This is a genomic window from Corynebacterium sphenisci DSM 44792 (assembly GCF_001941505.1).
In the GTDB taxonomy this organism is placed as follows: Bacteria; Actinomycetota; Actinomycetes; order Mycobacteriales; family Mycobacteriaceae; genus Corynebacterium; species Corynebacterium sphenisci.
Genome location: NZ_CP009248.1, coordinates 1,811,624 through 1,835,613, shown reverse-complemented (window position 1 = coordinate 1,835,613; position 23,990 = coordinate 1,811,624). Strand labels below are relative to the sequence as shown.

The following is a 23,990-nucleotide window of genomic DNA, read 5'->3' as shown; positions in this document are numbered from 1 at the left end:
CCCGGCCGGACAAGGGGTACACGGGGGAAACCCGCGCACCCGTCCCATCTGGGGGTGCGCGGGGCGGCGGCGGGCGCGGATCCCCCGCGGCCCCGGCGACCGCCGCGGATGCCGCGGGGCCGCTCGGGGCCGGTGCCCGGGGCGCGCCGGGCGGCGGGGGAGGGGTGGCGCGGGCTCAGTAGCCCCGGCGGATCCACTCCTCCAGATGGGGCGCCTCGGCGCCGATCGTGGTGTGGTCGCCGTGCCCGGTGCGCACCACGGTCTCCGCGGGCAGGGTGAGCAGGTTGTCCCGGATCGAGTCGATGATGGTGTCGAAGTCCGAGTAGCTGCGCCCGGTGGCGCCGGGCCCGCCGGAGAACAGGGTGTCCCCGCTGAACAGCTCCGCGGCCTCGGGCACGTACAGGCAGCAGGACCCCGGGGAGTGGCCCGGGGTGTTGATCACGACGACCTCGGTGCCGGCGATCCCCAGGCGCTGCCCGTGCGCCAGGTCCCCGTGCGCCACGCCCGGCCAGGTCTGCTCCCAGAGCATCTGGTCGCCGGGGTGCACCAGCATCGGCGCGTCGAGCTTCTCGGAGAGCTCCGGGGCGACGGTGATGTGGTCGTTGTGCGCATGCGTGCACACGATGGCGCGCACCCGCCGGCCGTCGACCGCGTCGAGGATCGGCGCCGCGTCATGGGCGGCGTCGACGATGATGCACTCGGCGTCGTCGCCGAGCAGCCAGATGTTGTTGTCCACCTCCCATTCGCCCCCGTCGAGGGCGAAGACGCCGGAGGTCTCCACATGGTCGATCCGCAGATCGCCCTGCCGGCGGATCCCGCCGGTGGCCTCGCCGCTCATCGGTTCACCACCACCGATCGCAGCACCCCGCCGTCGCGCATCGCGGCGAAGGCGTCCTCCACCCCGTCCAGGCCGATCCGCTCGGTGACGAAGTCGGCCAGGGGCAGCCGGCCCTGCCGGGAGAGGTCCACCAGCATCGGGAAATCGTGCTCGGGCAGGCAGTCGCCGTACCAGGAGGACTTCAGCGACCCGCCGCGGGCGAACACGTCCGCCAGCGGCAGGTCCAGGCGGGCCTCCGGGGCGGGCACGCCCACCAGCACCACCCGGCCGGCGAGATCCCGGGCGTAGAAGGCCTGCCGGTAGGTCTCCGGCCGGCCCACCGCGTCGATCACCACATCGGCGCCGAATCCGCCGGTGAGCTCCCGGATCCGGGCCACCACCGGGTCCTCCTCCCCGGTGCGCCCGTCGGCGAGCTCCCGGGAGTTCACGGTGTCGGTGGCGCCGAAGCGGCGGGCGGTGTCGAGCTTGGTGTCGTCGATGTCCACCGCGATGATCCGGGTGGCCCCGGCGAGCCGGGCCCCGGCGATGGCGGCGGTGCCCACCCCGCCGCAGCCGATCACGGCCACCGATTCGCCGCGGGCGACTGCGCCGGTGTGGATCGCCGCGCCGATGCCGGCCATCATCCCGCAGCCGAGCAGCCCGGCCACCGCCGGATCCGCCTCCGGGTCGACCTTGGTGCACTGGCCCTCGTGGACCAGGGTGGCCTCGCAGAAGGCGCCGATGCCCAGGGCGGGCTCCAGCACGGTGCCGTCGGCGAGGGTCATCGGCTTCGAGGCGTTGTGCGTGTCGAAGCAGTACTTCGGCTCGCCGCGGCGGCAGGCGCGGCATTCGCCGCACACCGCCCGCCAGTTGAGCACCACGAAATCGCCGACCGCGACATGTTCGACGGCCTCGCCGATTTCGGCGACCACCCCGGCGGCCTCGTGGCCGAGCAGGAAGGGGAAGGAGTCGTCGATGTCGCCGTCGCGGTAGGCGAGGTCGGTGTGGCAGACGCCGCAGGCGTCCACCCGCACCACCACGTCATGGGGGCCCGGGGCGGGCACCACCACCTCGACGGACTCCACCGGGGCGCCCTTGGCCCGGGCGATGATGCCGCGCACGATGCGCGAGCCGTCCCCGCGCTCGGGCGCGGGGAGCGGGGACTCGGGTTTTGTGTTCATATCATCGACCCTAATCCCCGCGGCCGCGCGCCGCTCAGCCGCGGTCGTGCCGGCGCACCGGCTCGGCGAAGAACTCGAGCTCATGCCGGGAGGAGAGCCGGAAGGCGGTCTCCATCGCGGCCCGCTCCGCGGGGGTCGCCGCCGCCGCGGCCTCCGCGCAGATCCGGATCGCCTCCCGGGTGGCGTCCGCGAACTCCTCGTCCGCGTAGGTCTCCAGCCACTCCCGGTAGGGGTGCCCCTCGTGGGCGCGGTCGACCAGCCGGGAGCCGGTGTCCTGGTAGAGCCAGAAGCAGGGCAGCACCGCGGCCACCGCCTCCCCGTAGGTGCCGTGCACCGCCGCGGCGAGGAGGTGGTCCACGTAGGCGCGGGTCACCGCCGAGGGCTCCGGGGCCGCCGCCCCGGCGGCCTCCCCGATGAAGGAGCGGTGCAGGTCCATCTCCACCGCGATCGCGTCATGGGCGCTGCGCGCCCAGAACATCTGCTCGGCCTGGGTGGGCGCCTTCGCCGCGGTGGCCGCCAGGGCCCGGGCGTAGCCGTTGAGGTACAGCGCGTCCTGGGCCAGGTACCAGCCGAAGTCCTCCGCCGCGAGATCCCCGGCGGCCAGGCCGTGGAGGAAGGGCAGTTCGTCGATGGCCTCCCGGATACCGGCGATCCCCGCCCACCAGGAGTCCATCAGGTCCAGCGGCCGGGTCGGCTCCAGGCCGCGCGCCCACATCCCGGCGAAATGGTGCACCGGCCCGTGCCCGCGGCCCACCGCCAGCTCATCGGCGTGCGTCAGGGACTCGGTCAGCCAGCGCTTCGCCCGCCGCACCGCCGCGGCCGGGTCCCCGGTGCGCGGCCACAGCGCCGCGATCGCCGCGGAGAGGGAGCAGCCGGTGCCGTGGGTGCAGGTGGTGTCCACCCGGGCGGCGGTGAATTCGGCGACCGACCCGTCCGGGGAGACCAGGGCGTCGAGCACCTCCGCCCCGGGCAGGTGCCCGCCCTTGGCCAGCACCGCCACGTCATGCCGGGCGGCGACCGCGCGGGCCTGCTCGAGCAGGCCCGCGGAGTCCCCGGCCGGCTCCGCGCCGGCGAGCACCGCCAGCTCCGGCACGTTCGGGGTGACCAGGTGCACCCGGTCGAGCAGCCCGGCGAGGGCCCGCTCCGCCGCGGCGTCGAGCAGCCGGTCCCCGGAGGTGGCCACCATCACCGGGTCCAGCACCACCACCGGGGGGTCGACCTCGGCCAGCCAGTCGGAGACCACGCCGATGAGCTCCGCGGAGTAGAGCATGCCCAGCTTCACCGCGTCGACGGCGACGTCGTCGGAGACCGCGTCCAGCTGGGCGCGGAGGAAGGCCGCCGGGGGCACGTGCAGGTCCCGCACGCCGACGGTGTTCTGCGCCACCAGCACGGTCACCGCGGCCATGCCGTAGGCCCCGCAGGCGGCGAAGGCCTTGAGATCGGCGTGCACCCCGGCGCCGCCGGTGGGATCGGTGCCCGCGATGGACAGCACCCGCGGGGGGCGGCCGGCCACCCGGCCGGGGGCGGGGGCGGAGATGTCCGCGGTGGGGCTCGCCGGGGCGGCGCCGCGGGCGTCGTCGGGCATGGGTGCAGTCATGGATGACCATCCTTTCGCCGGTGCTAACCGGATCAAGTTCGACGGGTGTGTTCTCAGCCCGGGCCGCTCCCGGGCACCCCGTGTCGCAGCCCACCATAGCGATCCCCCGCCCCCCGGTGGCCGCCGCCGCCTCCGCCGGGGCCGGGAACCCCGTGTGAACTGCGGATTTGTCCCGTCGTCGGGGGCTCGGTAGAGTGATCATCCGTTGCGCGGGCACCGTCCCGCGGCGACGCCATTCCCCCATAGCTCAACGGCAGAGCATTCGACTGTTAATCGAAGGGTTACTGGTTCGAATCCAGTTGGGGGAGCCAAAGAAGCAGGCCAGGGCGGATCCGCCCTGGCCTGCTGCGCTGTCGGGGGCCGGAAGCGCCCGTGCCGCGGCCGGACTGGGGGGGGACGGGCGCCCCGGCACGGCGACGCCGCCCGGGCACCATGCGGTGCCCGGGCGGCGTCGGCGGCCCGGCGGTCCCGGCGGCGGGGGCGCCGGCCGGGGGCGGAGGCACCCTGCGCCCCGGCCGGCGGCCGCGCCGCCGGGGCGGCGGGTGCGGTGCCGGCGGTTAGCGGCCGGCGTCCGGGGTGATGTCGATCGGCGTCATGGTCCCGCCGGCGGCGACGCATCCGGTGAGGGTCTGGAAGTCGCCGGCGAAGGCGGCCTGGCCGGAGCAGGTGGCCGGCTCATCGCCGGGCACGTGCGCGGCGCTGTCCGGGCCGGCGATGCCGATGGCGAGGCCGGGGGAGACCCCGTGCACATGCGCCTCGGCGCCCTCGCCGACGGCGATCGCCGCCGGGCCGGAGGTGTTGGCCGCATGGGCCTCGGCGACGCCGCCGCCGGCGGCGATGCCGAGGGCGATGGCGTCGTCGGCGGCGGCGTGCGCCGCCCCGCGGTGGACCTCGGTGCCGGGCAGCGCGCCGGCGACGTCGAGGCCGTCGACGGGCCCGGAGACGTCCAGATCGGAGAGCATGCCGGCGATGTCGGCGGAACCGGCGTCGCCGGCCCCGTCCGCGTCGCCGGGCAGCTCGGCGGAGCCGGAGCCCATGTCGGGCAGCTCGGGCAGCTCGGCGGAGCCGGAGCCCATGTCGGGCAGCTCGGGCAGGCCGTCGAGGCCGGGCAGGCCCTCGGCGGCGCCGGCGAGGCCGGCTCCGAGCAGCGCCGTGGCGCCGGCGGCGCCGACGACGGCGGTGGTGATGCGTGCGATGGTGCGCATGGGGGTGATCCTTAGGTTCGGTGGTGCTGGGCTGGTCGGTCCGGGACTACATGGGGGGCAGCAGGACCGTGTCGATGAGGTACACGGTGGCGTTGGCGGTGGTGATGCCGCCGCAGGCGATGTTCGCGTCGTTGACGGTCATCTCCTCGCCGTCGATGGTCACGGTGACCTTCTCGCCCTGCACGGTGACGTGCTCGCCGTCGACCATGTCCAGGCCGGCCTGGCCGTCGACCACGTGGTAGGTGAGCACGGCGGAGAGCAGGTCCGCGTCGGTCTTGAGCTTCTCGATGGTCGCGTCGTCGACCTTGGCGAAGGCCTCGTCGGTGGGCGCGAAGATGGTCCACTCGCCGCCCTCGAGGGTGGCGACCAGGTTCACGTCCGGGTTGAGCCCGCCGGTGAGCGCCGCGGTGAGCGTGGACAGCTCGGGGATGTTCGGCACCGCCTCGACGATGTTCTGGTCGGCGATGACGCCGAGCGAGGCCGGGCCGTCCGGGTGGGCCTCGGCGTAGGCGGCGCAGCCGGGGCCGGCGGGGCCGGAGCCGTCGGCGCCGGCGTCGGCGGACTCCGACTCGGAGCCGGTCATGGTGGAGGTCGCGGTGGAGGCCGCGGTGGTCTCCTCGGCGCCGTCGCCGTCGGTGGCGCAGGCGCCCATGGTGAGGGCGGCGGCGACGAGCGCGGCGGCGGTGAGGGGGCGTCGGGTGATCTTCATGGGGTGTCTCCTGTGTTCCGGCCGGGGTGCCCCGGCCGTGGGGGTCGTGCGGTGCGGCCCCGAGTCGGGGTCGCGGCATATCCGAGGGAACCCGTCGCCGGGCGCCATCGTCACAGGGTGTTCGGAGCCGACGCCCCGAGGGATGGGTTTGTCAAAAAAATGGATACATCACCTTTATCGATCGAGGTCGCCTCGGGGACCGGATCCGCCCGGCCCCGGGCGGCGCCGGGGGTGGGCCGGGTGCGGGCACCGGCTACGCTCGACCGCACCGCGCCCCGGACGGCGCCGTGCCCCGGGGCGATCCCGCCCCGTGGCGCCGGCGCCCTCCGCCGGCCGCCGTCCCGGACTCGCCGGGTCGGGGCCCCGGCCCGGTGCTATCCCCAGGAGCCCAGTGCCCCCGTTTTCCCCCGAGCCCCCGGGCCCGAATCCCGCAGCCCCGGCGCGTCCCGATGACGCCGGCGCCGCGGAGCTCGTCCACGAGGTCGCCGCCGGCGACCGCGCCGCCTTCGCCCGCCTCTACGACCTCTACGGATCCCGCGTGTACGGGATGGCGCTGCGCGTCGTCGGCGACCCCGCCCTGGCGGAGGACGTCGCCCAGGACACCTGGCTGTCGGTGTGGGACTCCGCCGCGGGCTTCCGCGACGGCCGCGGTTCGGTGGCCGGCTGGCTGCTGGCCATCGCGCACCGGAGGGCCGTCGACGCGGTGCGCGCGATCGAGGCCGGGCGCCGTCGCGCGGACCGCGCCGCGCAGCTCGACGCGGCGATCGTCGCCGACGACCCGGCCGACGCGGGCCTGCTGCGCGCGGAGGAGCGGGGGACCGTGGCCTGGTGCCTGGAGCAGCTCACCGCGCGTCAGCGCGAGGTGCTGGAGCTGGCCTATTTCCGGGGGTTGACGCAGTCGCAGATCGCGACGCGCCTGAGTATCGGGGTATCGGCGGTGAAGTCCCGGGTCCGGGACGGCATGGTCGCGATGAGGAGGTGCCTGGGCGCATGACCGCTTCGGACGCACATGACCTGTTCGACGACCACGGCGATTCCCGTGACCTGGCCGGTTGGGCGGCCCTGGCGGCGCTCGACGCCGTCGACGCCGCCGATGCCGGCCACGTCGACGCCCTGCGCGCCGACCCCGAGTTCCGGCGCCTGCTCGCCGGTTTCCGGGAGGTCGCCGCGGATCTCGCCGCCGCGGTCGCCGCGGCCCCGCCGCCGCGGCTGCGGCCCCGGGTGCTCGCCGCCGTCACCGGACGCGCCCCCGCCGCCGCCGACGGGGGTGGCCGCGCCGGCGCCGCCGGCGCCGCCGGCCCCGCCGCCGCCGACGGGGGTGCCGGGGGTGGCGGCGTGGACCGCGCGGAGCGCCCCGGGCCCGGGGCCGCCGACGCGGCGGGTCACCCGGGCGGGCGCGGCCGGCGGCGCCGGGCGGCGGTCGTCGTCGCCGGGGCGCTGCTGCTCGGCGGACTCGGCCTCGGCGTGCTCGCCGAGCGCCTCGGCGAGGACGCCGCCGGCCCGGATCGCCCCGGGGTCGCCGGGGAGGCCGACCCGGGCCGGATCGTCGCCGAGGCGGAGGTCGCCGGCGGCACCGTGCGGGTGGAGTACGCCGCCGGCTCCGACGCCGCGGTGGTGCGCCTGACCGACGTGCCCCCGCCGCCGGCGGGCAGCGCCTACCAGATGTGGGTGCGCGACGCCTCGGGCAGCCATTCCCGCGGGGTGATGGAGGCCGACGAGGTCACCCCGGAGATGACCGCGGAGATCACCGGGATCGCCGGCGCCCGCGGGCTGTTGATCAGCATGGAGCCGGCCGGCGGGTCGGAGCGGCCATCGACGCCGATCGTGGAGCTACCCCTGAACTGATCGGGGACGGCGAAAACCGCTCCGTGGTTAGGTTCCCGCTGCTAACGTCCGCCCCATGACAACTGCAGCCACCACCTCCGCGGCCACCGCCCACCCGGCCGTCGACGAGACCCGCGAACGCGAGGTCCTCGTCATCGGCGCGGGCTTCTCCGGGCTCATCGCCGGCGCCGCGCTGATGCGCGCCGGCATCGACGACTTCACCATCATCGAGCGCTCCGACAGCGTCGGCGGCACCTGGCGGGACAACTCCTACCCGGGTGCGGCCTGCGACGTGCCCAGCCACCTGTACTCCCTGTCCCACCGGCAGGACTTCGACTGGTCCCGCAGCTTCGCCACCCAGCCGGAGATCCACAGCTACCAGCTCTCCGCGGCCGTGGCCGACGGGGTGCACCCGCACATCTCCTTCCGCACCGAGATGACCGACGCCACCTGGAACGACGCCGAGGCGGTGTGGGAGGTCAGCACCCGCGGGGTGCGCGTCCTCGACGACGGCAACGTGGTGCCCGATCCGGAGGGGCGGACCATCCGCTGGCGGGCCGGGGAGCTCATCCTCGGCGTCGGCGCCCTGTGCGAGCCGCGGATGCCGGACATCCCCGGCATCGGCGACTTCGCCGGGGAGATCTTCCACTCCGCCCGCTGGGACCACTCGGTGAGCCTCGCCGGCAAGCGGGTCGCCGTGATCGGCACCGGCGCCTCCGCGATCCAGGTGATCCCGGCCATCGTCGACCAGGTGGCCTCCCTGGACGTCTACCAGCGCACGCCCCCCTACGTGATCCCCCGCTTCGACCGGCCCTACACCGGGGTCGAGCGCGGGCTGCTGGCGAAGGTGCCGGGCCTGCGCCGGGTGGTCCGGGCCCAGGACTGGTTCTTCCGGGAGCTGCAGGTGCCCGGGCTGACCACCACCGCGGAATGGGCCCTGGACCCGGTGAAGATGGTCTCCCTGGCGATGCTGCGGGCGCAGGTGCGGGACAAGGACACCCGCGCCAAGCTCACCCCCGACTACCGGCTGGGCTGCAAGCGGATGCTCATCTCGAACACGTACTACCCGGCGATCGCCCGGGAGCACGTGGACCTGGTCACCGCCGGGATCGACGAGGTGCGGGCGCATTCCATCGTGGACCGCGACGGGGTGGAGCGCGAGATCGACGTGCTCATCGTGTGCACCGGCTTCAACGTCACCGACTCCCCGGCCTTCGAGCTCATCCACGGCGTCGAGGGGATCTCCCTGGCGGAGACCTGGCGCCGGGACGGGATGGCCGCCTACAAGGGCACCACGGTGCACGGCTTCCCCAACATGAACGTGATGTTCGGCCCGGCCACCGGGCTCGGCCACTCCTCCATGCTGCTCATGATCGAGGGCCAGGTGAACTACGTGGTGCGCAAGCTGCGCTGGCGGCGCCGCCGCGGCGCCGCGGTCGCCGACGTCACCGCCGAGGCGCAGGAGGGCTACAACGCCGAGCTGCGCGCCCGGCTGCCGAAGACCGCCTGGGTCGCCGGCTGCAACTCCTGGTACCTCGACGACCAGGGCAACGCCCCGGCGGTGTGGCCCTTCTCCACGGTGAAGTTCCGGGGCCTGACCCGGCGCTTCGACCCGGGCGCGTACGCGACCCGGTAACCGCCCGCGCCGCGCCCCGCCGCCGATCCGGCCGCCGGGTCAGCGCCGGGTCGGCCGGCGCCACTGCGCCAGGGGCCCCCGCCCCGGCAGCGCGCCGGAGTCCAGCAGCCGGCGCAGCGTGGCCTCGTCGGCGTAGGAGGAGGTCGCGCCGATGGACTTCACCGCCTCCGCGCCGGCGACGCAGCCCAGGGCCACCGCCGCCGCGAGATCCCGGCCCCGGGCCAGCTCCGCGGCGAGCACCCCGACGAAGGCGTCGCCGGCGCCGGTGGTGTCCACGGTCTGCTCCGCCGGCACCGTCACCGCCGGCTGATGCCAGGCCACCCCGTCGCCCCCGGCGAGCTCGGCGGTGGCGTACACCGCGCCCAGCTCGGACATGGTGATCACCACCGAGGGGCAGTAGTGCAGCAGCGCGGCGACGATCCCGGCCAGATCGCTGCGCGCGATCCCGGTCTCCACGCCCAGGCCGCGCAGCACCTCCCACGCCTCGGACTCGTTGACCACCAGCGGATCCGCGGCGTCGATGAGATTCGGGGTGACCACGGTCACCGGGGCCAGGTTGAGCACCAGCCGGGTGCGGTGCATGTTCGCCAGCATGCCCAGGGTCTCCGTCGCCGCCGGGGGCAGCTCCCCCTGGGCGAGCACGATGTCCGCCACCGCGATGTCGTCGGCGTGATCGGCCGGGTCGGTGAGCCGGTTCGCCCCGGAGGTGACGAAGATCATCGGATCCCCGTCGGCGTCGGTGGCGATGTAGGAGGTGCCGGTGGGCCGATCCCAGGTGGTCTGCACCGCCTGGGTGTCCACGCCGGTGGCGGCGAGCTCGGCGAGCAGGGTGTCCGCCGCCGGATCCTCGCCCACCGTCGCGGCCAGCCGGGTGCGGGCCCCGGCCAGCGCGGAGGCCACCGCCTGGTTCGCCCCCTTGCCGCCGAGCGCCTTGGTGCCCGGGCTGGTGATGACCGAGGTACCCGGCCGCGGGTACTCCTCCACCTGCACGATGGTGTCGAGGTGGATGGACCCGCAGACGAGCACCCGGGGATGGCGGGAATCGACGTCCGGGGCGGCGGGGGCGGGCTGGGGTGCGGGCGTGGCGGGGGAGAGCATGATCCCCACCATGCCACGGCACCGCCGGTGCCGCGCCCGGGTGTGGGCCGGACGGGCATCCCCGCGTCCGGGATTGTGGGAAACCCCCTTGGGTGGGTTCCGAACGGGGGCCGCCGGATTCGCTGAGCCCACCGCCGGGCAGCGCCGACGGGCGCGTGTCCCCGGGGGTTCGGCGGCGTCCCGGGCGGCGGGTGCCCCGGTGCGCGGATCACTCCCGAGGGGTCCGGGGCCGCCGCCCGGCGGTGGCCCCGGGGTGCTCCCTCCGGGCGGGCCGGGGCGATCTCCGACAGCGTTCGGAGCTCCGGGACGCGACCTGGCCGCGGCACGGTCCCCACCGTGGCACGGGGTCGGCCGGGAGGGCTGGTCGGTGCACCGCAACCCGCCCCGGCTGGGCCGGGTGCCGATGGAGATGCTGGTGCACCGCCCGCACCTGGAGCGCGAGTTCGGCATGTCCCGGATCACCGGCACGGTGATGGACCTGACCGACTCGGCGGCGCGGACGGTGCTGCGCATGGAGGGCACCGCGGAGTTCTTCTCCTTCCCGCAGCGCTACGCCCTGGGGGTGGACGGCGACGACTTCGCCGATACCTTCCGCACCTACCTGAACCGCTTCCTGGCCCTGGGCCGGGACACCGAGGGCGGCCTCCCGCAGCTGGGCCAGTTCACCGCGTCCTCGCCGCAGCCGCATATCGAGCAGCTGCGCGCGGTGGCGTCGCTGTTTTCCGGGGAGACCTCGATTCCGCTGAACTATCTGGGCATCGTGCACGACAACCCGTCGTCGGCGGATGCGATCCGGGCGGCGGAGGCCGATCTGATCACCGTCACCGAGCGCGCCCAGCGCATCTACGGGGCGGCGTGGGCGCGGGTGATGGGCCTGGCCCGCAAGGTCCGCGATGGCGCCGGGGCGCCGGCGCCGCGGTTGCGGGTGCAGTGGCGGGATCCGGCGACGCCGACCAAGGCCGCCAACGCCCAGTCGGTGATGGCGCTGGTGTCGGCGGGGGTGCTGCCGGCGATGTCGGAGGTGACCTGGGAGCTGCTCGGCTACGACGAGGCCACCATCACGCGCCTGTCGGCGGTGGCGACCCGTGCCGGCGCCCAGGCCACCCTGGCCGAGTTGGCCACCGGCGCGGCGGCCCCCGACCCGGAGGCAGATGCCCTGGCCGGCCGCGTGGATCTGGGCTAGGGCCCCGGCCGGGCGGTGCCGGCCGGCTGAGCCACCCCGGGTGAGGCGGCCCCGATCCCGATATGACCCCGCACCGGGGCCGCGGCCCCGGTGCCCGCGCATGCGCCGTAAGGAAGGAGGTGAGCCCACATGGGCCCGTGGGATACCGACCGGGAGCGGCAGCAGGAGATCGCCGCCCTGGCCACCCGGGAGCTGCTGCGGATCGCCAGGGACAATCCGGATCTGCCGAAGGAGCGGTTCGCGGAGGTCTACCAGGCGCTGGTGGACAAGTACGGCCAGCTGTCGGCGGACTCGGCGATGCGCGCGCTGGAGAAGTTCCGCGAGGCGGCCGGGCAGCTCGATGTCCTGCCGGCGGTGCGCGTTGCGAAGTCGATCCCCATCGAGCAGGTGCGCGGCTCGTTCGTGTGGGCGTTCCGCGAGACCTCCGAGGATGACCTGATGGCCCTGGCGCGGCTGCTGGCCGGGCCGCTGGGCCGGCTGGTGCGCCAACGCGGCCGGGAGACGGTGTGGGACAACACGGTGGCCGCGGGCACCCGCTACGCCCGGCTGCCGGGGGGCGCGGGCATGCGCCTTCTGCCTGATGCTTGCCTCCCGGGGCGCGGTCTACACCCGGAAGACCGCGGTGAAGGTGGGCCGGGATGCCGAGGGACGGCGCCGGTCCAGGCGTCCGGAGGGGATGCGCTACCACGACAACTGCGACTGCATCGCCATCGAGGTGTACTCCGACCTCGACCTCCCGCAGGACCTCCTGGATCTCCGGGAGGACTGGGAGATCGCCACCCGGGATGAGCAGGGCCGGTCGCTTCCGGGCAAGTGGAAGCGATGGCGGAGGTTCGTCCACGAGACCCGCCCCACCAACACCACGCACCGCCTGCGGATGAAGGTGCCCTCCGACGATCCGCGCCCGCTGCTGGACTCCTGGGCCCGGCGGCACATCCTCGACGGCGAACCCGACAACCCGCGGCAAGGGGGCCACCGGTTCGGCACCGGTCGGCTCGGGAAGACGGAATTCCCGCCGCAGTGGACCGACGATGATATCCTGAACGCCGTCCAGGAGACCCTCGACCGGCCCCACTGGTCGGACCGTCGAGGTGACCGCAGAACACTTCGAAGAGTCGTCACCAAGAAAAACAAGCGGGTTATCGTGGATGCGGCGTATTATCCCGGCAGAGATGGGAATCCGATGGTTCGGCATGGTTATCCAGCCTGTGGTGATGGGGTGGTTTCCAATTCTATCGATGGGCGTCGCGAACGCTGTCCATATGATCCAGAGATGCTGGAGGTTGATCCGCGTGGCCGACGATAGAGGTGGTTTTGTACATCTCACCCCTTTGAGTGATACTGATGTCCATATCCTACGGCGAATGTATTGTTTGGATGATTTAGCCGCCAAGATCGTGTGCATGATCTGGCCGAAAATCCCCGATAGCGATGAGACGCGGTACTGGATACATAACGCCGGACGTTACGGCGAGCCCTGGGAGGGCGTTGATGAGGCGCTGATGTTCGCGGCGGATCATGATATCGTCGTCCCCGCCGAGATCCTCGATGAGGTGGATCAGCGGAATGCGGAAACCGATGAGTATATGACGATGCATCGTACGGTTCCGGCGTTGCGCAAGCTGCTCGAACGGCAGGGCGGTCAGCAGAGCTGACCGCGCGCATCTGGCCCGGCATGACCTGTGGTCGTGCCGGGTTTTTCCATGGGAGGCGTCCGGCCCGGTAGGGGGCCGTGAGCTGATGGTGGGTTCGATTCCCCGGCCTCCCGCCGGCCCCGCGCCCCGGGGCCCGGGCCTGTGGTCGCGTCCTCGCGGCCGGGCCCGGTGGTTTTTCCGGGGTCGGCGGGGTTTTGTCATGTCCCGACGATTCTCCCAGGAGGAGCCGCGATGGCGGACACCACGATGGGCCCCGGCGCCGAGGGCGCGGCGGGGCGGCCGGCCCCGGAGGCCGGCGATACGACCACCACCCCCGATGCGCCGCAGGACCGGGACACCGGTGCCGGCGCGGCGGAGGCGGGCGAGGAGTTGTCGGCGGAGGACCTGCGCGCCGCGTTGGCCGCGGCGCGCCGGGAGGCCGCCCGCTACCGGGTGGAGGCCCGGGAGCTTCGGCCGCTGGCCGAGGCCGCGCGTGCGGCCGAGGAGGCGGGCAAGTCCGAGGCCGAACGCGCCGCGGAGCGCATCGCCGCCCTGGAGGCGGAGAACCACGCTCTGGCGCTGTCGGCGGCGCGCGACAAGGTCGCCGCCGAATCCGGCATCACCGCCGAGGTGCTGCGCGGCGACTGCCCCGAGGAGCTCGCCGAGCACGCCACGGCGGTGAAGTCCCTGGTGGAGCAGGCGGTCGCCGAGGCGCTGGCCGCCGCGGTGCCCTACGCCCCGGTGGTGCCGGGGGAAAACGCCGGCGGATCCCCGCCGGCGGAATCTGATTGGCTGCGCGCGACGCTGCGCGGCCGCTGACCGAAAGGAGACCCGCCATGCCGGGTTACGACAAGCTGGTGGGACGCGCGCAGGTAAGCGATGCGCTGCTGCCCGACCAGGTCATCAACGATATTCTCCAGCAGGCCCCGGGCACCTCCACGGTGCTGTCCCGGGCCCGGCGGGTGCCGATGTCCGCGGCGAAGACCAAGCAGCCGGTGCTGGCCTCCCTGCCGGAGGCCTACTGGGTGCAGGGCGACACCGGGATGAAGCAGACCACCGACGCCGCCTGGAAGGGGGTGACCATGACCGCCGAGGAGCTGGCGGTCATCGTGCCGATCCCCGACGCGCTGGTCGCCGACTCCGGCATCCCGCTGTGGCAGGAGATCCAGCCGCTGCTGGTGGAGGCCATCGGCACGAAGGTCGATGAGGCCGCGCTGTTCGGCACCGACCGGCCGGCGTCCTGGCCGGAGGCGGTGGTGCCCTCGGCGATCGCCGCCGGCAACGTCGTCGCCCGCGGCACCGCCAAGGACCTCGCCGCCGGCCCCGGGGGATCCGCGGGATACCGGACCCAGTGAGCGGACTCACGGTGACGATGTCGAGGGGGGCGATGACCACGGTGCCGCCACATCCTCGCGGTGTGCGCTGCTCGGGGTCCGGAACCTCGGAGGCGGACCGCGGACCCCGCCAGCGGTGGGGTCCGGAGGGGTCAGGACGTCCGGGCAGATGAGGCTGCGGGGTGTTTGATGGCGGTGCGGTTATCCCGCCGAGCCGGGTGCCGCGGTCCGGGACCGGACATGGGAAAACCCGCTGTCTAGAGCGGGTCTCCGGTGCCCCCAGCAGGGCTCGAACCTGCGACCAGCGGATTATGAGTCCGCTGGTATACCCTGGGGCGGGGTGGTAAAACCGGGTATAGCCAGGTAGTTAGCACGTACATTCGTCCGACTATCTAGCGCTATCTAGCACTCGCACGTGTTAGATCCGTGTCAGATCCAGGGCCTCCCCGACGACCCCCGCGGCGGCGTCCAGATCGGCCGAAAAGGCGTGGCTGTAGACGGAGAGAGTCACTGCGGGGGATGAGTGCCCGAGCTGGGAGGCCACCGTCACCACCGACGCGCCCCCGGCGATAGCCAGGCTGGCGTAGGTATGCCGGAGATCGTGGACCCGCGGGCGGGGATACGTCGAGTCTGCCTCCTGGCACCTGTCCACCGCCGCGGCAAGCCAGGAATGCGCTCCCTCCCGGGTGCTGGGGGCCACCAGGGGAGCGCCCGTACGGGGGGTCACCCACAGCAAGTCGTCCGAGTCCATCTCCAGCCCCCTGCGGCGCGCCTGCGCCATCATCGCCGCGTCCACCGCCGGCGGCGCCGCGATAGTCCGGGCCGAACGGCCTTTGGTGGGCCCGAACCCCGCGGCGCGGCCGCTGATGACCGTCACCGCGCGGGCCACCCGCCACCGGCCTGGCCCCACCCGGTCGCAAGGTCGCAGTGCGGCGGCTTCTCCGAACCGCAGTCCCGTCCCTAAAAGGGTCATGACCAGTGCTTTTTGGCCCTCGCCGCGTGTGGCCTCGATGAGCCGGCGCGCTTGTGCGCCGGTGAGGAAGACCCGCTCGGCGGCGGTGTCGGGCTGCGCGGGTACCCGGAGTCGGCCGCGGGCGGGGTTGCGGGCCACCGCCGCGTCCGCCTCCGCGGCGTCGAGGCTGCCCCGGAGAACCTGGAGCGCCTGGCGGCAGGTCGAGGCGCTGCGGCGTGAGGCGAGGTCGGCCACCCATTTCTGGATCTCCCCCACCTTGATCGACCCCACCTGGCGGTCAGCCCAGGCCCCGGCGACGTGGCTGCGCCACAGGCCCTCGTAACGCGCCGCGGTGGACGGGGCGGCGGTAGCTCTAACCCCCGCGAGCCAGCCGGCGTAGTACTCCCGCAGGGGGCGGCGCGCGGCCTGGGTATCGACCTCGCCGCCTTGCGCCTTGGACACCTCTACAGACGCCAGGAACCGGGTGGCCTCGCCCTTCGTCTTGAACCCCGACCTGCTACGCGATCCGCCGGCCGCTGTGCGCCACCGGGCGCGCCACCGCACCCCCTGCTGTGTCTGGTATCGCTCCGTCGTCGCCATGCGGCCAGGATAGCACGTAGATTCCGCTACTCTCTGCTGGTCGGGGGACGAGGAAACCCCAGGTGGGAACAGGCGGTCGGTAAAAACCATTTATGCTGGTAGTGGCAAGTGGGGGCGCGGCGTTAAGATGTCATCAGCCCCCTCCCCCTAGCACTAGGAGCTCGATGATGGACCTGCTCACCCCGGAAGACTTGTGCGAGATGATCCCTGGCACCTCCGTGTGGACCTGGACGCGGCTCTACACCACCGGCCGCGGCCCGCGCGTGACCCGCGTGGGCCGCGCGAGGCTGTACCGCCGCGCCGACGTCGAAGCGTGGCTGGACGCGCAGCGGGAGGGGGTGGCCTAGCCCCCCAGCACCCCCGCTAAACACCCCCAAAAAGCATCCGTCGCACGGACGTGCGACGGTACCCCCAACCCCCCCCTAGGAGCACTACATCATGACCGACTGGAACCCCGACCACACCGACCCCGAAACCCCGACCCCCGAGGTGCAGGCCGCGCAGGTCGTCGCCGGGCTCGTAGCCCGCCTCGACGCCGGCCCCGAGGCGGTGGCCACTGCCCTGAACGACCTGCGCAGTGCGGTGGCCGACTACCAGGCCGCCTACGACGCCGCCACGCCGCTGGGCCTCACCGCCGGCCGCCGCCGGCCCGGCCGCCTGCCCGGCGCCCGCGCGGTGGCCGCGGTGGCCCGCCGCCGCCGCGAGGCCGCCTAGCGCGAAAAAGGGGCCCCCACCGTGGTCGCGGCGGGGGCCCCAACAGCAGGCATTACACCTACTCAGACTCTCGAAGAAAAGGATACCACATGCTCGGCCTCTCGTGGGTGATGGCGCTGCTCGGCGCAGCCCCGACCCGCATCCTCGACCCCGAATCCGACCCCACCGGAACCACCCCCACCGACCCCGATTCCCAGCGCGCCGGCTACGACAGCTACATCAGCGAGTTGTGCCGTCACGGGGTGGCGCTGCTGCCCATCGACCACCAGGGCAAGCTGCCGGCCGATACCCGCACCCCGGCGATGCGCACCCGGGACGCCGCGGAGCTGGCCGCCGCCGTCGACGCCTACCGGGAGGTCCACGGCTGCGATCACCCGCACCTGCCGAGGACGGTGACCCCGGGGGAGGCCCCCGGCGGGGTGTACCTCGCCTCCTCCAACCCGGCGCGGGTAAAAACCCTGGTCAAGCGGTATTTCGACGACCGCGGCGTGCTGCCGAACTTGGCAATTGCGGTGGGACGGTCGCCGGTGATCGTCGTCGACGCCGACACCCCCGCCGAGGTCGCCGCCTGGCACGCCTGGGCCGAGCGCCACGCCGGCGTGGACGACCAGGGCCGGCCCCGGTGGGCCGAGGCCGTCCACCCGCTGATGGGGTGGCGGTCCTACCCGTCGCCGACCATCAGCACCCCCGGCACCACCGGCGCCGACGGCCGCCCCGCCCACCACGGCGGCGGGCACTGGTACTTCACCCTGCCCGGCGCCACCGGCGGCGATGACCTCGATGCCCGCCGGGGGTGGGAGGCGGACTGCCGGGCGGCGCGCCGCGAGCATGAGGCGGCCGCGCGGGCGTGGCGGGAGGGCGGCCGGGTGGGCCCGGAGCCGGTGCTGCATCTGCCCCCGGACCCCGCCGATTCCCCGGAGATGCAGGCCCGCTGGCAGGGGTTCCGGTTCGCGGATTTCCCCTCCAGCATGACCATCACGGTTGACGGCGTCGGCAGCTTCACGGTCATGATCCGCCAGCGCTACGTCCTCATCCCCCCGTCCCGCCGCGCCGAAGGCCGCTACCGCCTCACCGGCGAGGACCACCCCGCCGAGGACTGGCTGCTGCCCGCCCTCGTCGCCGAAAACGCACGCCGCAAGGAGAACTCCGCGGCCCGGGTCGTCGGCGGGGCCGGGGCGGGTGGCACCGGCACCGGGTTGTCCCCCGCGGCGGAAGACGCGCTGGAGGGCATCGACTGGGGCGACATCCTGCGCGAGATCCACTGGGAGGTCTCCGGGACCGGGGCGGACGGCGCCGTCATCTGGCGCCGCCCCGGCGGGTCGTCACCCCGCAGCGCTTGCGAGTATGCGGACGGCCGCCTGCACGTCTGGTCCACCGACGACCCGGACCTCCCCGAGGGGTCGTACTCGAAGGCGGGCGCCTACGCGACGATCCACGGGACGTCGGTCAGCGAGGCCATCACGGCTCTGACCGGCATCGAACCCGCGCGGCCGCCCTCCCGCACCGTGTGGGCCACCGCCGGTCCCCTGGCGGTGGTGTGGGACGCCGAGGCCCCGGTGCCTGAGGGGTGGTCCCGCTACTGCGCCGCCGAGGACGACGCCTATGAGCGCGTCCCCGATGACCGCGCGGTTCGGGTCGTGGGGCACGGCGACGACGGCCGACCCATCGTCGACCTGGTGCCGTCCGCCGATGGGTCGTGGTCGCTGCCCGCCGGGACCGGCCTCCCCGCCACCACCACCGCCGGCGGCGCCCCCGCCACGATGGACGCGGCGGTGGGCATCCCCCCCGCCGCCCTGGACGCCGCCTGGGCCCACCTCGTCGCCGCCCACGGCGACGCCGGGGCGGGTGACCTGCTCGCGGCCCACGGCCGTGGTCTGCTCTACGAGACCGCCAGGTCCCTGCGCGTGGCCATCGCGCGCGCCGCCGCCGCCACCCCCATCGACGCCGCCGCCGCCGAGCCGCCGGTGCCCGACGCCGACACCCTGGACCAGTGGCTCGCCGACGCCGACACGCCGGTGCGCCTGCTGCGCGACATGTGGTACCCCCAGGCCCTGCACCTGCTGGTCGGCCCACCCACCGCTGGAAAGACCTGGGCGTGCTTGGACCTGCTCGCCGGCGCCGGCGCCGGCCTCTACCTGGACCTGGACGCCAACACCCCCGCCGCTCTGGCGTCCCGCTACGTCCGGCTCGGCGGCGCCCGCGAGGATCTGCTCCAGGGGCGCGTACGACTCGTCAGCGCGCACGAGGAAGCCCGCCGCCAGGGAGTGACGCCCCTGGAGGCGGTACGCCGCCTCGCCGCCTGGGCCCTGGAGGAAGCCACCGCCACGGACGGCGCGTACGTGGTGGTGGTCGACAGCATGACCCAGCTGCTGTCGGCCGCCGGGGAGGACTCCAACAGCGACACCGCGGTGACCGCCGGCATGCAGACGTTCGGGCCCCTGGCGGAGCGGGCCTGCGTCGTCATCGCCGACCACGTCGGCCACGAGGCGGTGGATAGGCCCCGCGGGTCGACCGCCAAGTCCGACGCCGCGCACGCGGTCTTGGTGATGCGCCCCACCGAGCCCCGCGACGGTGCGACGATGCTGGCCGCGCACATCTCCATCGCCAAGGATCGGTACGCGGCGCTCACCTCCCAGCTCACGGCCCCCGGAGACCCGCGCCACGCCGGCACCTGGCTGCTGCGTGAAGCTGGCGCCCCCCTCGCCCCCGCCGGCGCCCCGTCCCTGGCGGGAGAGTTCATCCCCGCCGCCACCGCGGCCGCGGCCGCCGAGCGCCGCCAGGCGTCCCAGGCCGCGGAGGATGCGCGGACCGTGGCCCGCGAGATTGCGGCGTTGGACGGGGACGGGTCGGGGGTGGCCAAGACCAAGGCGGCCGCCGCCGTGCTGGCCCGGCTCAACGCCGCCGCCGAGGCGGACGACGCGCCGGCCACGTGGTCGCGGGCCCGGGTCACCGCGGCCATCGAGGAGGCCATCGAGGCCGGGCTGGTGGTCCAGCGGCGGGACGGTCCGCGCAAGCAGCTGACCGCCGCCTGACCGCCCCCACGGCCGGGGAATCCGAGCCGTGGGGGCATCGCCCAAAAACACCCTCTGACCTGCGGTTTTCCGCTTTCCCGGGGCCTCCTGGGAAAGCGGAGGTCAAAAACGCCCCCTGACCTGCGGTTTTCCGCTTTCCCGGGGGTCGCGGGAAAACGGCCACTTTCCCGGGGGTCGCGGGAAAACGAAAAACACGCCATGACCTGCATTTTTACTAATAGTGAAGGGGCTTCTCCGGCGGCTCCCGGGGGGTAGGCGAAGCCCCCCCCGGGCCACCGCTCCGGCCGGGAAAGCGCCGCGGGAAAGCGAAACCACCACCGCCGCCTCGACCCCCGCCGGCCGCCGCCTCGCGAACGCGCACGCGCGCGCGTGAGCCGGCCACCGCCGCCCCCGGGCTTCGGGCCCGCACGCCCGCGTACGCCCGGGCACGCGCATTATGCGCGCGCGCGAAGGGAGGTAGCCGACCCGGGTGGTGGATTTTTCTTCTTGCCGGCCACCGCCGCGCGACCACGCGCTACACGCGCCGTAGACGCCCGCACCACCCCTCCCCGCTGCCCACCACCGGGCCCACCGCCCCGGCGCCTCTACGGGCCGCCCAGGGGCCAAAAACGCGCCCCTGCGGGGGCCTGCCCCCCTGCCGCACCGCCATCCCCACCGCCCCAGCCGCCCGGCTGCCGGCCACCGGGCCACCTGGGGGACGGGGCGGCGGGCGGCGGGGGCACTGCCCACCGCGTCAGCAGCCGGGGACGGGCCACCGCCTCGCGGGAGCCGTGACCTGCGGAGATGCCCCGCCGGGGCAGCGTCAGCCGACCCCCACGGCCGCCGGGTCGCCGGCCGTGGGGGCCGCGGCGCCGGCCGAAACCCGTGGTGACCAGGACCGATGCGAGCCGCCGGCCGCCGGCCAGTCCCGCCCGGTGGCGGGGGTGGCCCGGTGACCTGGGGAAACGCGCCCCGGCCCGGGCCTGGCCTGGATGTTCATCGTCCCCCGGCCGCGGGGCGTCCGGGCCCGTTGCTGACACCGTGGCCTCCGAGGCGTGGATCGCGCCGCGTAGCGCCCGCCGTAGCAGGCCACGTGCCAGGCCCTGTAGCACCGCTCGTACCGCCGTCAGTACCGCCCGGCCGCCTCCCCGCGGCCTCGCGCCGGCCGGGCCCCGGACCCCCGAAAACCGGGGTCTGGGGCCCGAGGGTACCCCGATCTGGGGTACCCAGCCGCCGTGGCGGCGTGGTGGCGGGGTGGGCCGCGGGGCGGCCCGGCGGCCGGGGGTGCGGTGGTGGCGGTACCGGGGCGGTGGCGGTGGGTACCGGGTCACGTAGCACCGTCGCGTAGCGGTGGATAGCGGCCTCGGTACCCCCTCGCGTAGCGCGTGGGTAGCGCGTCAGCACGGACTATGCTAAGCCATCGTTTTAGCTGGTAGGAGCCTTGACTGCGGCGTCAGCGCCGGGTTATACTGCTCCTATGTTGCTTGCACTGTACCCCCGCTTCCATAGCCTGATGCCGCCTGACTACGACCCGCTCGCGGTGCTCCAGGCCCTCGGCGCCCACGCCCGCCCCGATGCCCCGTTCGCCGTCGCGGCCCTGCCCCCCGGCACCACCGCCGTCCGCGTCGCCCGCGGGCGGGTCACCGCCGCCGGCAGCTACCGCGGCGCGCTCCGCGGCGGCGGCGGGGAGGCCCTGGTCTACGGCGTCCCGCAGAGTGGCTTGGTCCTGGTGCCCCTGGGCGAGGACCTGCCGTCCCTCTACGACGGCCACGGCCGCCGGGACGACCACCGCGCCGGCGGCGTGACCATCGCGGAGCCGGCCAACCTGGCGGGGGGCGCGGCATGAGCGGCGGCGGCGGTGGTGAGATGCAGGTCGACCAGGCGAAGGCGCGCGCGGTGATTGAGTCCCTGCGCCGCCAGGCCGACGCGATCGCCGCGTTCATCGGCGACAGCGACGCGCTGCACGCCGAGCTCGTACGGCAGGCCAGCCAGGGCACCCGGTCGGGCAAGCCGGCCCCCGGCTACCGCCCGCTGATCGACGTACACGCGCCGCTGATGGACCGGCACAAGGCCGTCTACGCGGCGGCAGCCCGCCAGCTCCACCACGCCGCGGACGTGCTGGAGGCGGCGGCCGCGGCGGCGGCCGCTGCGGACGCCGACGCCGCCGTGGCCATCAGCCGGGCCTGGGACGACGCCGGGTGGACCGGCGACACCGCCGGTGGTGGCCTGCCTTCCGGTGCCGGGTGGTGGCAGGCGCAGGCGGCCGGGGCCTCCCCCGCGGGGGTGCGGTTCCGGGCGGAGAGCGACCCCGCCGCCACCGGCGCGCCCCCGCTGCGGTGGACCACCGGCGGCGAGCCGGTGGAGCCGGCGACCCGGTTCCGCCCGCCGCGGCAGGTAGTGGGCGAGGAGCGCCCGGCGACGGTCGATCTCCGGCCGCTCCGGCAGGTGGCGGGGGAGGAAGGGCCGGTGCGGGAGTAGACTGAATCGTGACCGTAAACCCCCGCCGGGCAGCACGCCCGGCGGGGGCTTTTGTGTCAGTTTTGTGTCAGGTGCGGGTCCTCCGACCCAGGTGATCTGCCCAAAAACCGCCTCTGACCTGCGTGCCCCCAGCAGGGCTCGAACCTGCGACCAGCGGATTATGAGTCCGCGGCTCTAACCGACTGAGCTATGGGGGCGTACCCGGATGAAGATAGCAAGGCGGCGGGCATCCCGGGGCGCGCGCCCGCCGGTGTCGCCCCTACGGGGCCGGTGGGGCCGGGGGAACGGCCGGAAATCAACCGAATGGTTGATCCGCCACCCGGATGAAGCCCGGATACTTGGTTTCATGACCGTTTCTCCGCAGGATCCCGCACCCCGGTCCACCACGTCCGCCGATGGGCCACCGGCCCCGGCGCACCGCTGGTGGGCCCTGGCCGTGCTGGCCCTCGGGCTGGCGCTGATCATCCTCGACGGCACCGTGGTGGGCGTGTCCCTTCCCGCGATCATCGCCGACCTGGGCCTGGATCTCACCGGGGCCCAGTGGGTGACCAGCCTGTATTCGGTGGTCTTCGCGGCCCTGCTGCTCACCGCCGGCCGGATCGGCGACCGGGTGGGCCGGCGCCGGGTGTTCCTGCTCGGCCTCGTGGTCTTCGCCGCCGGCTCCGCCCTGGCCGGGCTGGCCGGGGGGAGCGGGATGCTCATCGGCGCCCGGGTGGTGCAGGGCCTCGGCGGGGCGTGCATCCTGCCGGCCACCCTGTCCACGGTCAACGCGGTGTTCCGGGGCCGGGACCGCGCCGCCGCCTTCGGGGTCTGGGGCGCGGTGATGTCCGGTGCGGCCGCGGTGGGCCCGCTCATCGGCGGTGCCCTCACCGAATGGGCCGGCTGGCGCTGGATCTTCTGGGTGAACGTGCCCCTGGCGGTGCTGCTGGTGGTCGGCGCGCTCGCCATGGTGCCGGAGACCCGGGCGCCGCGCGACGCGGTCGCGGACGACTCCGCCGACCCGGCCGGGTTCGCGCTCTCCGCGGTCGGGTTCGGGTTGCTCGTCTTCGGCATCATCGAGGGCCCCACCCTGGGCTGGTGGCGGCAGCTCGCCCCGCTGCGCATCGCCGGCCTGACCTGGCCGGAGGGCTGGCCCTCCGCCGCCCCGGTGGCGCTCCTCGCCGGGCTCGCCGCCCTCGCCGCCTTCGTGGTGGTGGAGCGTCGCCGCAGCGACCGCGGCGCCGCCCCGCTGCTGGAGCTGTCCATGTTCCGCGAACCCACCTTCACCTGGGGCAACCTCACCGCCTGCACCGTGGCCATCGGGCAGTTCGCGCTGGTGTTCACGCTGCCGCTCTTCCTCGTCTCCGCAGTGGGGCTGTCCACCATCGGCACCGGGCTGGTGCTCGCCGCGATGGCCGCCGGGGCCTTCGCCTCCGGTGCGGCGGCACGGCATCTCGCCGCGCGCATCGGGGCCGCCGGTACCGTGGTGCTGGGGCTGGCCCTGGAGGTCTTCGGTGCGTTCCAGCTCGCCGCCGAGGAGCGCGCCGGCCAGCAGCTGTGGCTGGTGATCCTGGCCCTCGTCATCTACGGGGTGGGCCTGGGCCTGGCCTCGGCGCAGCTGACCTCCCTGGTGCTCGCCGACGTCCCCGTGGAGTACTCGGGCCAGGCCTCGGCCACCCAGTCCACGGTGCGCCAGGTCGGCTCCGCGATGGGCGCGGCCCTGGCCGGCGCGGTGCTGTCGGCGGCCCTGGCCCGCAGCACCGCCGGCTTCACCGGCGCCGCCGCCGAGGCCGCCGCCGCGGTGCGCTCCTCCGCGGGCCAGGCGCTGGTGGGGATGCGCGCCGCGGGCGCGGACCCGGCGCTGCTGGATCCGCTCACCCGGGCCTTCGCGGAGGCCACCCGGGCGACGCTCTTCGCCGCGGCCGCGGCGCTGGTGGTCGGCCTGGTCGGCGCGCTGCGGGTGCGCCGGGTGGCGCGGGACCGGGGGTAGCGCCCGGGCGGCGGGGCGTGTTGCCCGCCCGGGCGGCCGCGGGATTGA

Annotated in this window: 20 protein-coding genes, 3 tRNA genes, 1 pseudogene and 1 riboswitch; of the genes and pseudogenes, 15 read left to right on the top strand and 9 right to left on the bottom strand. The window is 74.5% G+C overall.

Annotated features, from left to right (window positions below; translation table 11 throughout):
* Positions 1-175: 175 nt before the first annotated feature.
* The 3 genes from CSPHI_RS08310 to thiD all read right to left on the bottom strand — a co-directional run bounded on the left by CSPHI_RS08310 (position 176) and on the right by thiD (position 3,595).
* Entirely contained in the window at positions 176-838 is a 663-nt protein-coding gene (locus CSPHI_RS08310) for an MBL fold metallo-hydrolase (RefSeq protein ID WP_075692447.1), read from the bottom strand.
* Positions 835-1,998, bottom strand: a complete 1,164-nt coding sequence (locus CSPHI_RS08305; RefSeq protein ID WP_075692445.1) for an S-(hydroxymethyl)mycothiol dehydrogenase — start codon at positions 1,996-1,998, stop codon at positions 835-837. The genes CSPHI_RS08310 and CSPHI_RS08305 overlap by 4 nt, the downstream gene beginning before the upstream one ends.
* Before the next feature lie 34 nt (positions 1,999-2,032).
* Positions 2,033-3,595, bottom strand: coding sequence for a bifunctional hydroxymethylpyrimidine kinase/phosphomethylpyrimidine kinase (thiD, locus tag CSPHI_RS08300; protein ID WP_084210325.1), 1,563 nt, complete (start codon positions 3,593-3,595; stop codon positions 2,033-2,035).
* Positions 3,587-3,686, bottom strand: a riboswitch (TPP riboswitch). Its footprint overlaps the gene before it by 9 nt.
* Before the next feature lie 145 nt (positions 3,687-3,831).
* On the opposite strand from thiD, the gene CSPHI_RS08295 reads away from it, so the two are divergent.
* A tRNA-Asn gene (locus CSPHI_RS08295) sits at positions 3,832-3,906 on the top strand.
* A 246-nt stretch (positions 3,907-4,152) separates the two neighbouring features.
* Here CSPHI_RS08295 and CSPHI_RS08290 read toward each other — a convergent pair.
* Together CSPHI_RS08290 and CSPHI_RS08285 are read right to left on the bottom strand one after the other, a co-directional pair.
* Positions 4,153-4,800 carry a hypothetical protein gene (locus CSPHI_RS08290; protein WP_157118519.1) on the bottom strand — a complete coding sequence of 216 codons (648 nt, stop codon included), beginning with the start codon at positions 4,798-4,800 and terminating at the stop codon, positions 4,153-4,155.
* A 46-nt stretch (positions 4,801-4,846) separates the two neighbouring features.
* On the bottom strand, positions 4,847-5,509 hold the full coding sequence (locus CSPHI_RS08285) for a fasciclin domain-containing protein (RefSeq protein WP_075692442.1): 663 nt from the start codon (positions 5,507-5,509) through the stop codon (positions 4,847-4,849).
* A gap of 391 nt (positions 5,510-5,900) precedes the next feature.
* Between CSPHI_RS08285 and CSPHI_RS08280 the strand changes: the two genes are divergently transcribed.
* From CSPHI_RS08280 to CSPHI_RS08270, 3 genes are read left to right on the top strand one after another with little or no spacing between them, the layout of a single operon-like run.
* The gene (locus tag CSPHI_RS08280; protein WP_075692440.1) at positions 5,901-6,503 is read left to right on the top strand and encodes a sigma-70 family RNA polymerase sigma factor; all 603 of its coding nucleotides are present in this window, start codon (positions 5,901-5,903) and stop codon (positions 6,501-6,503) included.
* Entirely contained in the window at positions 6,500-7,354 is an 855-nt protein-coding gene (locus CSPHI_RS08275) for an anti-sigma factor (RefSeq protein ID WP_075692438.1), read from the top strand. The genes CSPHI_RS08280 and CSPHI_RS08275 overlap by 4 nt, the downstream gene beginning before the upstream one ends.
* Positions 7,355-7,409: 55 nt before the next feature.
* Complete coding sequence (locus tag CSPHI_RS08270; protein WP_075692436.1) at positions 7,410-8,969, top strand: flavin-containing monooxygenase; 1,560 nt, start codon at positions 7,410-7,412, stop codon at positions 8,967-8,969.
* Between the two features lie 39 nt (positions 8,970-9,008).
* Here the strand turns inward: CSPHI_RS08270 and CSPHI_RS08265 are convergent, their stop codons facing one another.
* Positions 9,009-10,067, bottom strand: coding sequence for a ribokinase (locus tag CSPHI_RS08265; RefSeq protein ID WP_075692434.1), 1,059 nt, complete (start codon positions 10,065-10,067; stop codon positions 9,009-9,011).
* A 367-nt stretch (positions 10,068-10,434) separates the two neighbouring features.
* On the opposite strand from CSPHI_RS08265, the gene CSPHI_RS12175 reads away from it, so the two are divergent.
* The 5 genes and pseudogenes from CSPHI_RS12175 to CSPHI_RS08235 all read left to right on the top strand — a co-directional run bounded on the left by CSPHI_RS12175 (position 10,435) and on the right by CSPHI_RS08235 (position 14,239).
* A complete protein-coding gene (locus tag CSPHI_RS12175) occupies positions 10,435-11,250 on the top strand; it encodes a phage portal protein (protein WP_075692432.1) in 816 nt (271 codons plus the stop codon).
* Between the two features lie 129 nt (positions 11,251-11,379).
* Positions 11,380-11,929, top strand: a pseudogene (locus CSPHI_RS12170) (VG15 protein); the annotation flags it as partial.
* A 412-nt stretch (positions 11,930-12,341) separates the two neighbouring features.
* Positions 12,342-12,905: a hypothetical protein gene (locus tag CSPHI_RS12475; RefSeq protein WP_245803292.1), complete on the top strand. Its 564-nt coding sequence runs from the start codon at positions 12,342-12,344 to the stop codon at positions 12,903-12,905.
* 231 nt (positions 12,906-13,136) lie between these two features.
* Positions 13,137-13,703, top strand: coding sequence for a hypothetical protein (locus tag CSPHI_RS08240; protein WP_075692424.1), 567 nt, complete (start codon positions 13,137-13,139; stop codon positions 13,701-13,703).
* Positions 13,704-13,720: 17 nt separating this feature from the next.
* Positions 13,721-14,239 (top strand): phage major capsid protein, encoded by a 519-nt coding sequence (locus tag CSPHI_RS08235; RefSeq protein ID WP_075692422.1) that lies wholly within the window; start codon positions 13,721-13,723, stop codon positions 14,237-14,239.
* 253 nt (positions 14,240-14,492) lie between these two features.
* Here the strand turns inward: CSPHI_RS08235 and CSPHI_RS08230 are convergent.
* Both CSPHI_RS08230 and CSPHI_RS08225 read right to left on the bottom strand, forming a co-directional pair.
* A tRNA-Met gene (locus CSPHI_RS08230) sits at positions 14,493-14,555 on the bottom strand.
* An 81-nt stretch (positions 14,556-14,636) separates the two neighbouring features.
* Complete coding sequence (locus tag CSPHI_RS08225) at positions 14,637-15,770, bottom strand: tyrosine-type recombinase/integrase (RefSeq protein WP_075692420.1); 1,134 nt, start codon at positions 15,768-15,770, stop codon at positions 14,637-14,639.
* A gap of 167 nt (positions 15,771-15,937) precedes the next feature.
* Here CSPHI_RS08225 and CSPHI_RS08220 point away from each other — a divergent pair, with 167 nt between their 5' ends.
* From CSPHI_RS08220 to CSPHI_RS08200, 5 genes are all read left to right on the top strand, one after another.
* Positions 15,938-16,117, top strand: a complete 180-nt coding sequence (locus tag CSPHI_RS08220) for a helix-turn-helix transcriptional regulator (protein WP_084210324.1) — start codon at positions 15,938-15,940, stop codon at positions 16,115-16,117.
* A gap of 91 nt (positions 16,118-16,208) precedes the next feature.
* Positions 16,209-16,484, top strand: a complete 276-nt coding sequence (locus CSPHI_RS08215; protein ID WP_075692416.1) for a hypothetical protein — start codon at positions 16,209-16,211, stop codon at positions 16,482-16,484.
* Between the two features lie 89 nt (positions 16,485-16,573).
* Positions 16,574-19,516, top strand: a complete 2,943-nt coding sequence (locus tag CSPHI_RS08210; protein WP_075692414.1) for an AAA family ATPase — start codon at positions 16,574-16,576, stop codon at positions 19,514-19,516.
* A gap of 1,492 nt (positions 19,517-21,008) precedes the next feature.
* On the top strand, positions 21,009-21,341 hold the full coding sequence (locus CSPHI_RS12055) for a hypothetical protein (protein ID WP_075692413.1): 333 nt from the start codon (positions 21,009-21,011) through the stop codon (positions 21,339-21,341).
* The gene (locus CSPHI_RS08200) at positions 21,338-21,973 is read left to right on the top strand and encodes a hypothetical protein (protein ID WP_157118513.1); all 636 of its coding nucleotides are present in this window, start codon (positions 21,338-21,340) and stop codon (positions 21,971-21,973) included. Before CSPHI_RS12055 ends, CSPHI_RS08200 begins: the two co-directional genes overlap by 4 nt.
* Positions 21,974-22,096: 123 nt before the next feature.
* Here the strand turns inward: CSPHI_RS08200 and CSPHI_RS08195 are convergent.
* Positions 22,097-22,170, bottom strand: a tRNA-Ile gene (locus tag CSPHI_RS08195).
* A 149-nt stretch (positions 22,171-22,319) separates the two neighbouring features.
* On the opposite strand from CSPHI_RS08195, the gene CSPHI_RS08190 reads away from it, so the two are divergent.
* Complete coding sequence (locus CSPHI_RS08190; protein ID WP_075692409.1) at positions 22,320-23,942, top strand: MFS transporter; 1,623 nt, start codon at positions 22,320-22,322, stop codon at positions 23,940-23,942.
* Positions 23,943-23,990: the final 48 nt, after the last annotated feature.

Bases quoted from the DNA above. Each gene is read 5' to 3' on its own strand.
- CSPHI_RS08190 (WP_075692409.1), top strand. From the start codon at position 22,320: ATGACCGTTTCTCCGCAGGATCCCGCACCCCGGTCCACCACGTCCGCC.
- CSPHI_RS08200 (WP_157118513.1), top strand. From the start codon at position 21,338: ATGAGCGGCGGCGGCGGTGGTGAGATGCAGGTCGACCAGGCGAAGGCG.
- CSPHI_RS08220 (WP_084210324.1), top strand. From the start codon at position 15,938: ATGGACCTGCTCACCCCGGAAGACTTGTGCGAGATGATCCCTGGCACC.
- CSPHI_RS08215 (WP_075692416.1), top strand. From the start codon at position 16,209: ATGACCGACTGGAACCCCGACCACACCGACCCCGAAACCCCGACCCCC.
- thiD (WP_084210325.1), bottom strand. From the start codon at position 3,595: ATGACTGCACCCATGCCCGACGACGCCCGCGGCGCCGCCCCGGCGAGC.
- CSPHI_RS08235 (WP_075692422.1), top strand. From the start codon at position 13,721: ATGCCGGGTTACGACAAGCTGGTGGGACGCGCGCAGGTAAGCGATGCG.
- CSPHI_RS08225 (WP_075692420.1), bottom strand. From the start codon at position 15,770: ATGGCGACGACGGAGCGATACCAGACACAGCAGGGGGTGCGGTGGCGC.
- CSPHI_RS08275 (WP_075692438.1), top strand. From the start codon at position 6,500: ATGACCGCTTCGGACGCACATGACCTGTTCGACGACCACGGCGATTCC.
- CSPHI_RS08270 (WP_075692436.1), top strand. From the start codon at position 7,410: ATGACAACTGCAGCCACCACCTCCGCGGCCACCGCCCACCCGGCCGTC.
- CSPHI_RS08210 (WP_075692414.1), top strand. From the start codon at position 16,574: ATGCTCGGCCTCTCGTGGGTGATGGCGCTGCTCGGCGCAGCCCCGACC.
- CSPHI_RS08290 (WP_157118519.1), bottom strand. From the start codon at position 4,800: ATGCGCACCATCGCACGCATCACCACCGCCGTCGTCGGCGCCGCCGGC.
- CSPHI_RS08305 (WP_075692445.1), bottom strand. From the start codon at position 1,998: ATGAACACAAAACCCGAGTCCCCGCTCCCCGCGCCCGAGCGCGGGGAC.
- CSPHI_RS08310 (WP_075692447.1), bottom strand. From the start codon at position 838: ATGAGCGGCGAGGCCACCGGCGGGATCCGCCGGCAGGGCGATCTGCGG.
- CSPHI_RS12055 (WP_075692413.1), top strand. From the start codon at position 21,009: ATGCCGCCTGACTACGACCCGCTCGCGGTGCTCCAGGCCCTCGGCGCC.
- CSPHI_RS08265 (WP_075692434.1), bottom strand. From the start codon at position 10,067: ATGCTCTCCCCCGCCACGCCCGCACCCCAGCCCGCCCCCGCCGCCCCG.
- CSPHI_RS08285 (WP_075692442.1), bottom strand. From the start codon at position 5,509: ATGAAGATCACCCGACGCCCCCTCACCGCCGCCGCGCTCGTCGCCGCC.
- CSPHI_RS08240 (WP_075692424.1), top strand. From the start codon at position 13,137: ATGGCGGACACCACGATGGGCCCCGGCGCCGAGGGCGCGGCGGGGCGG.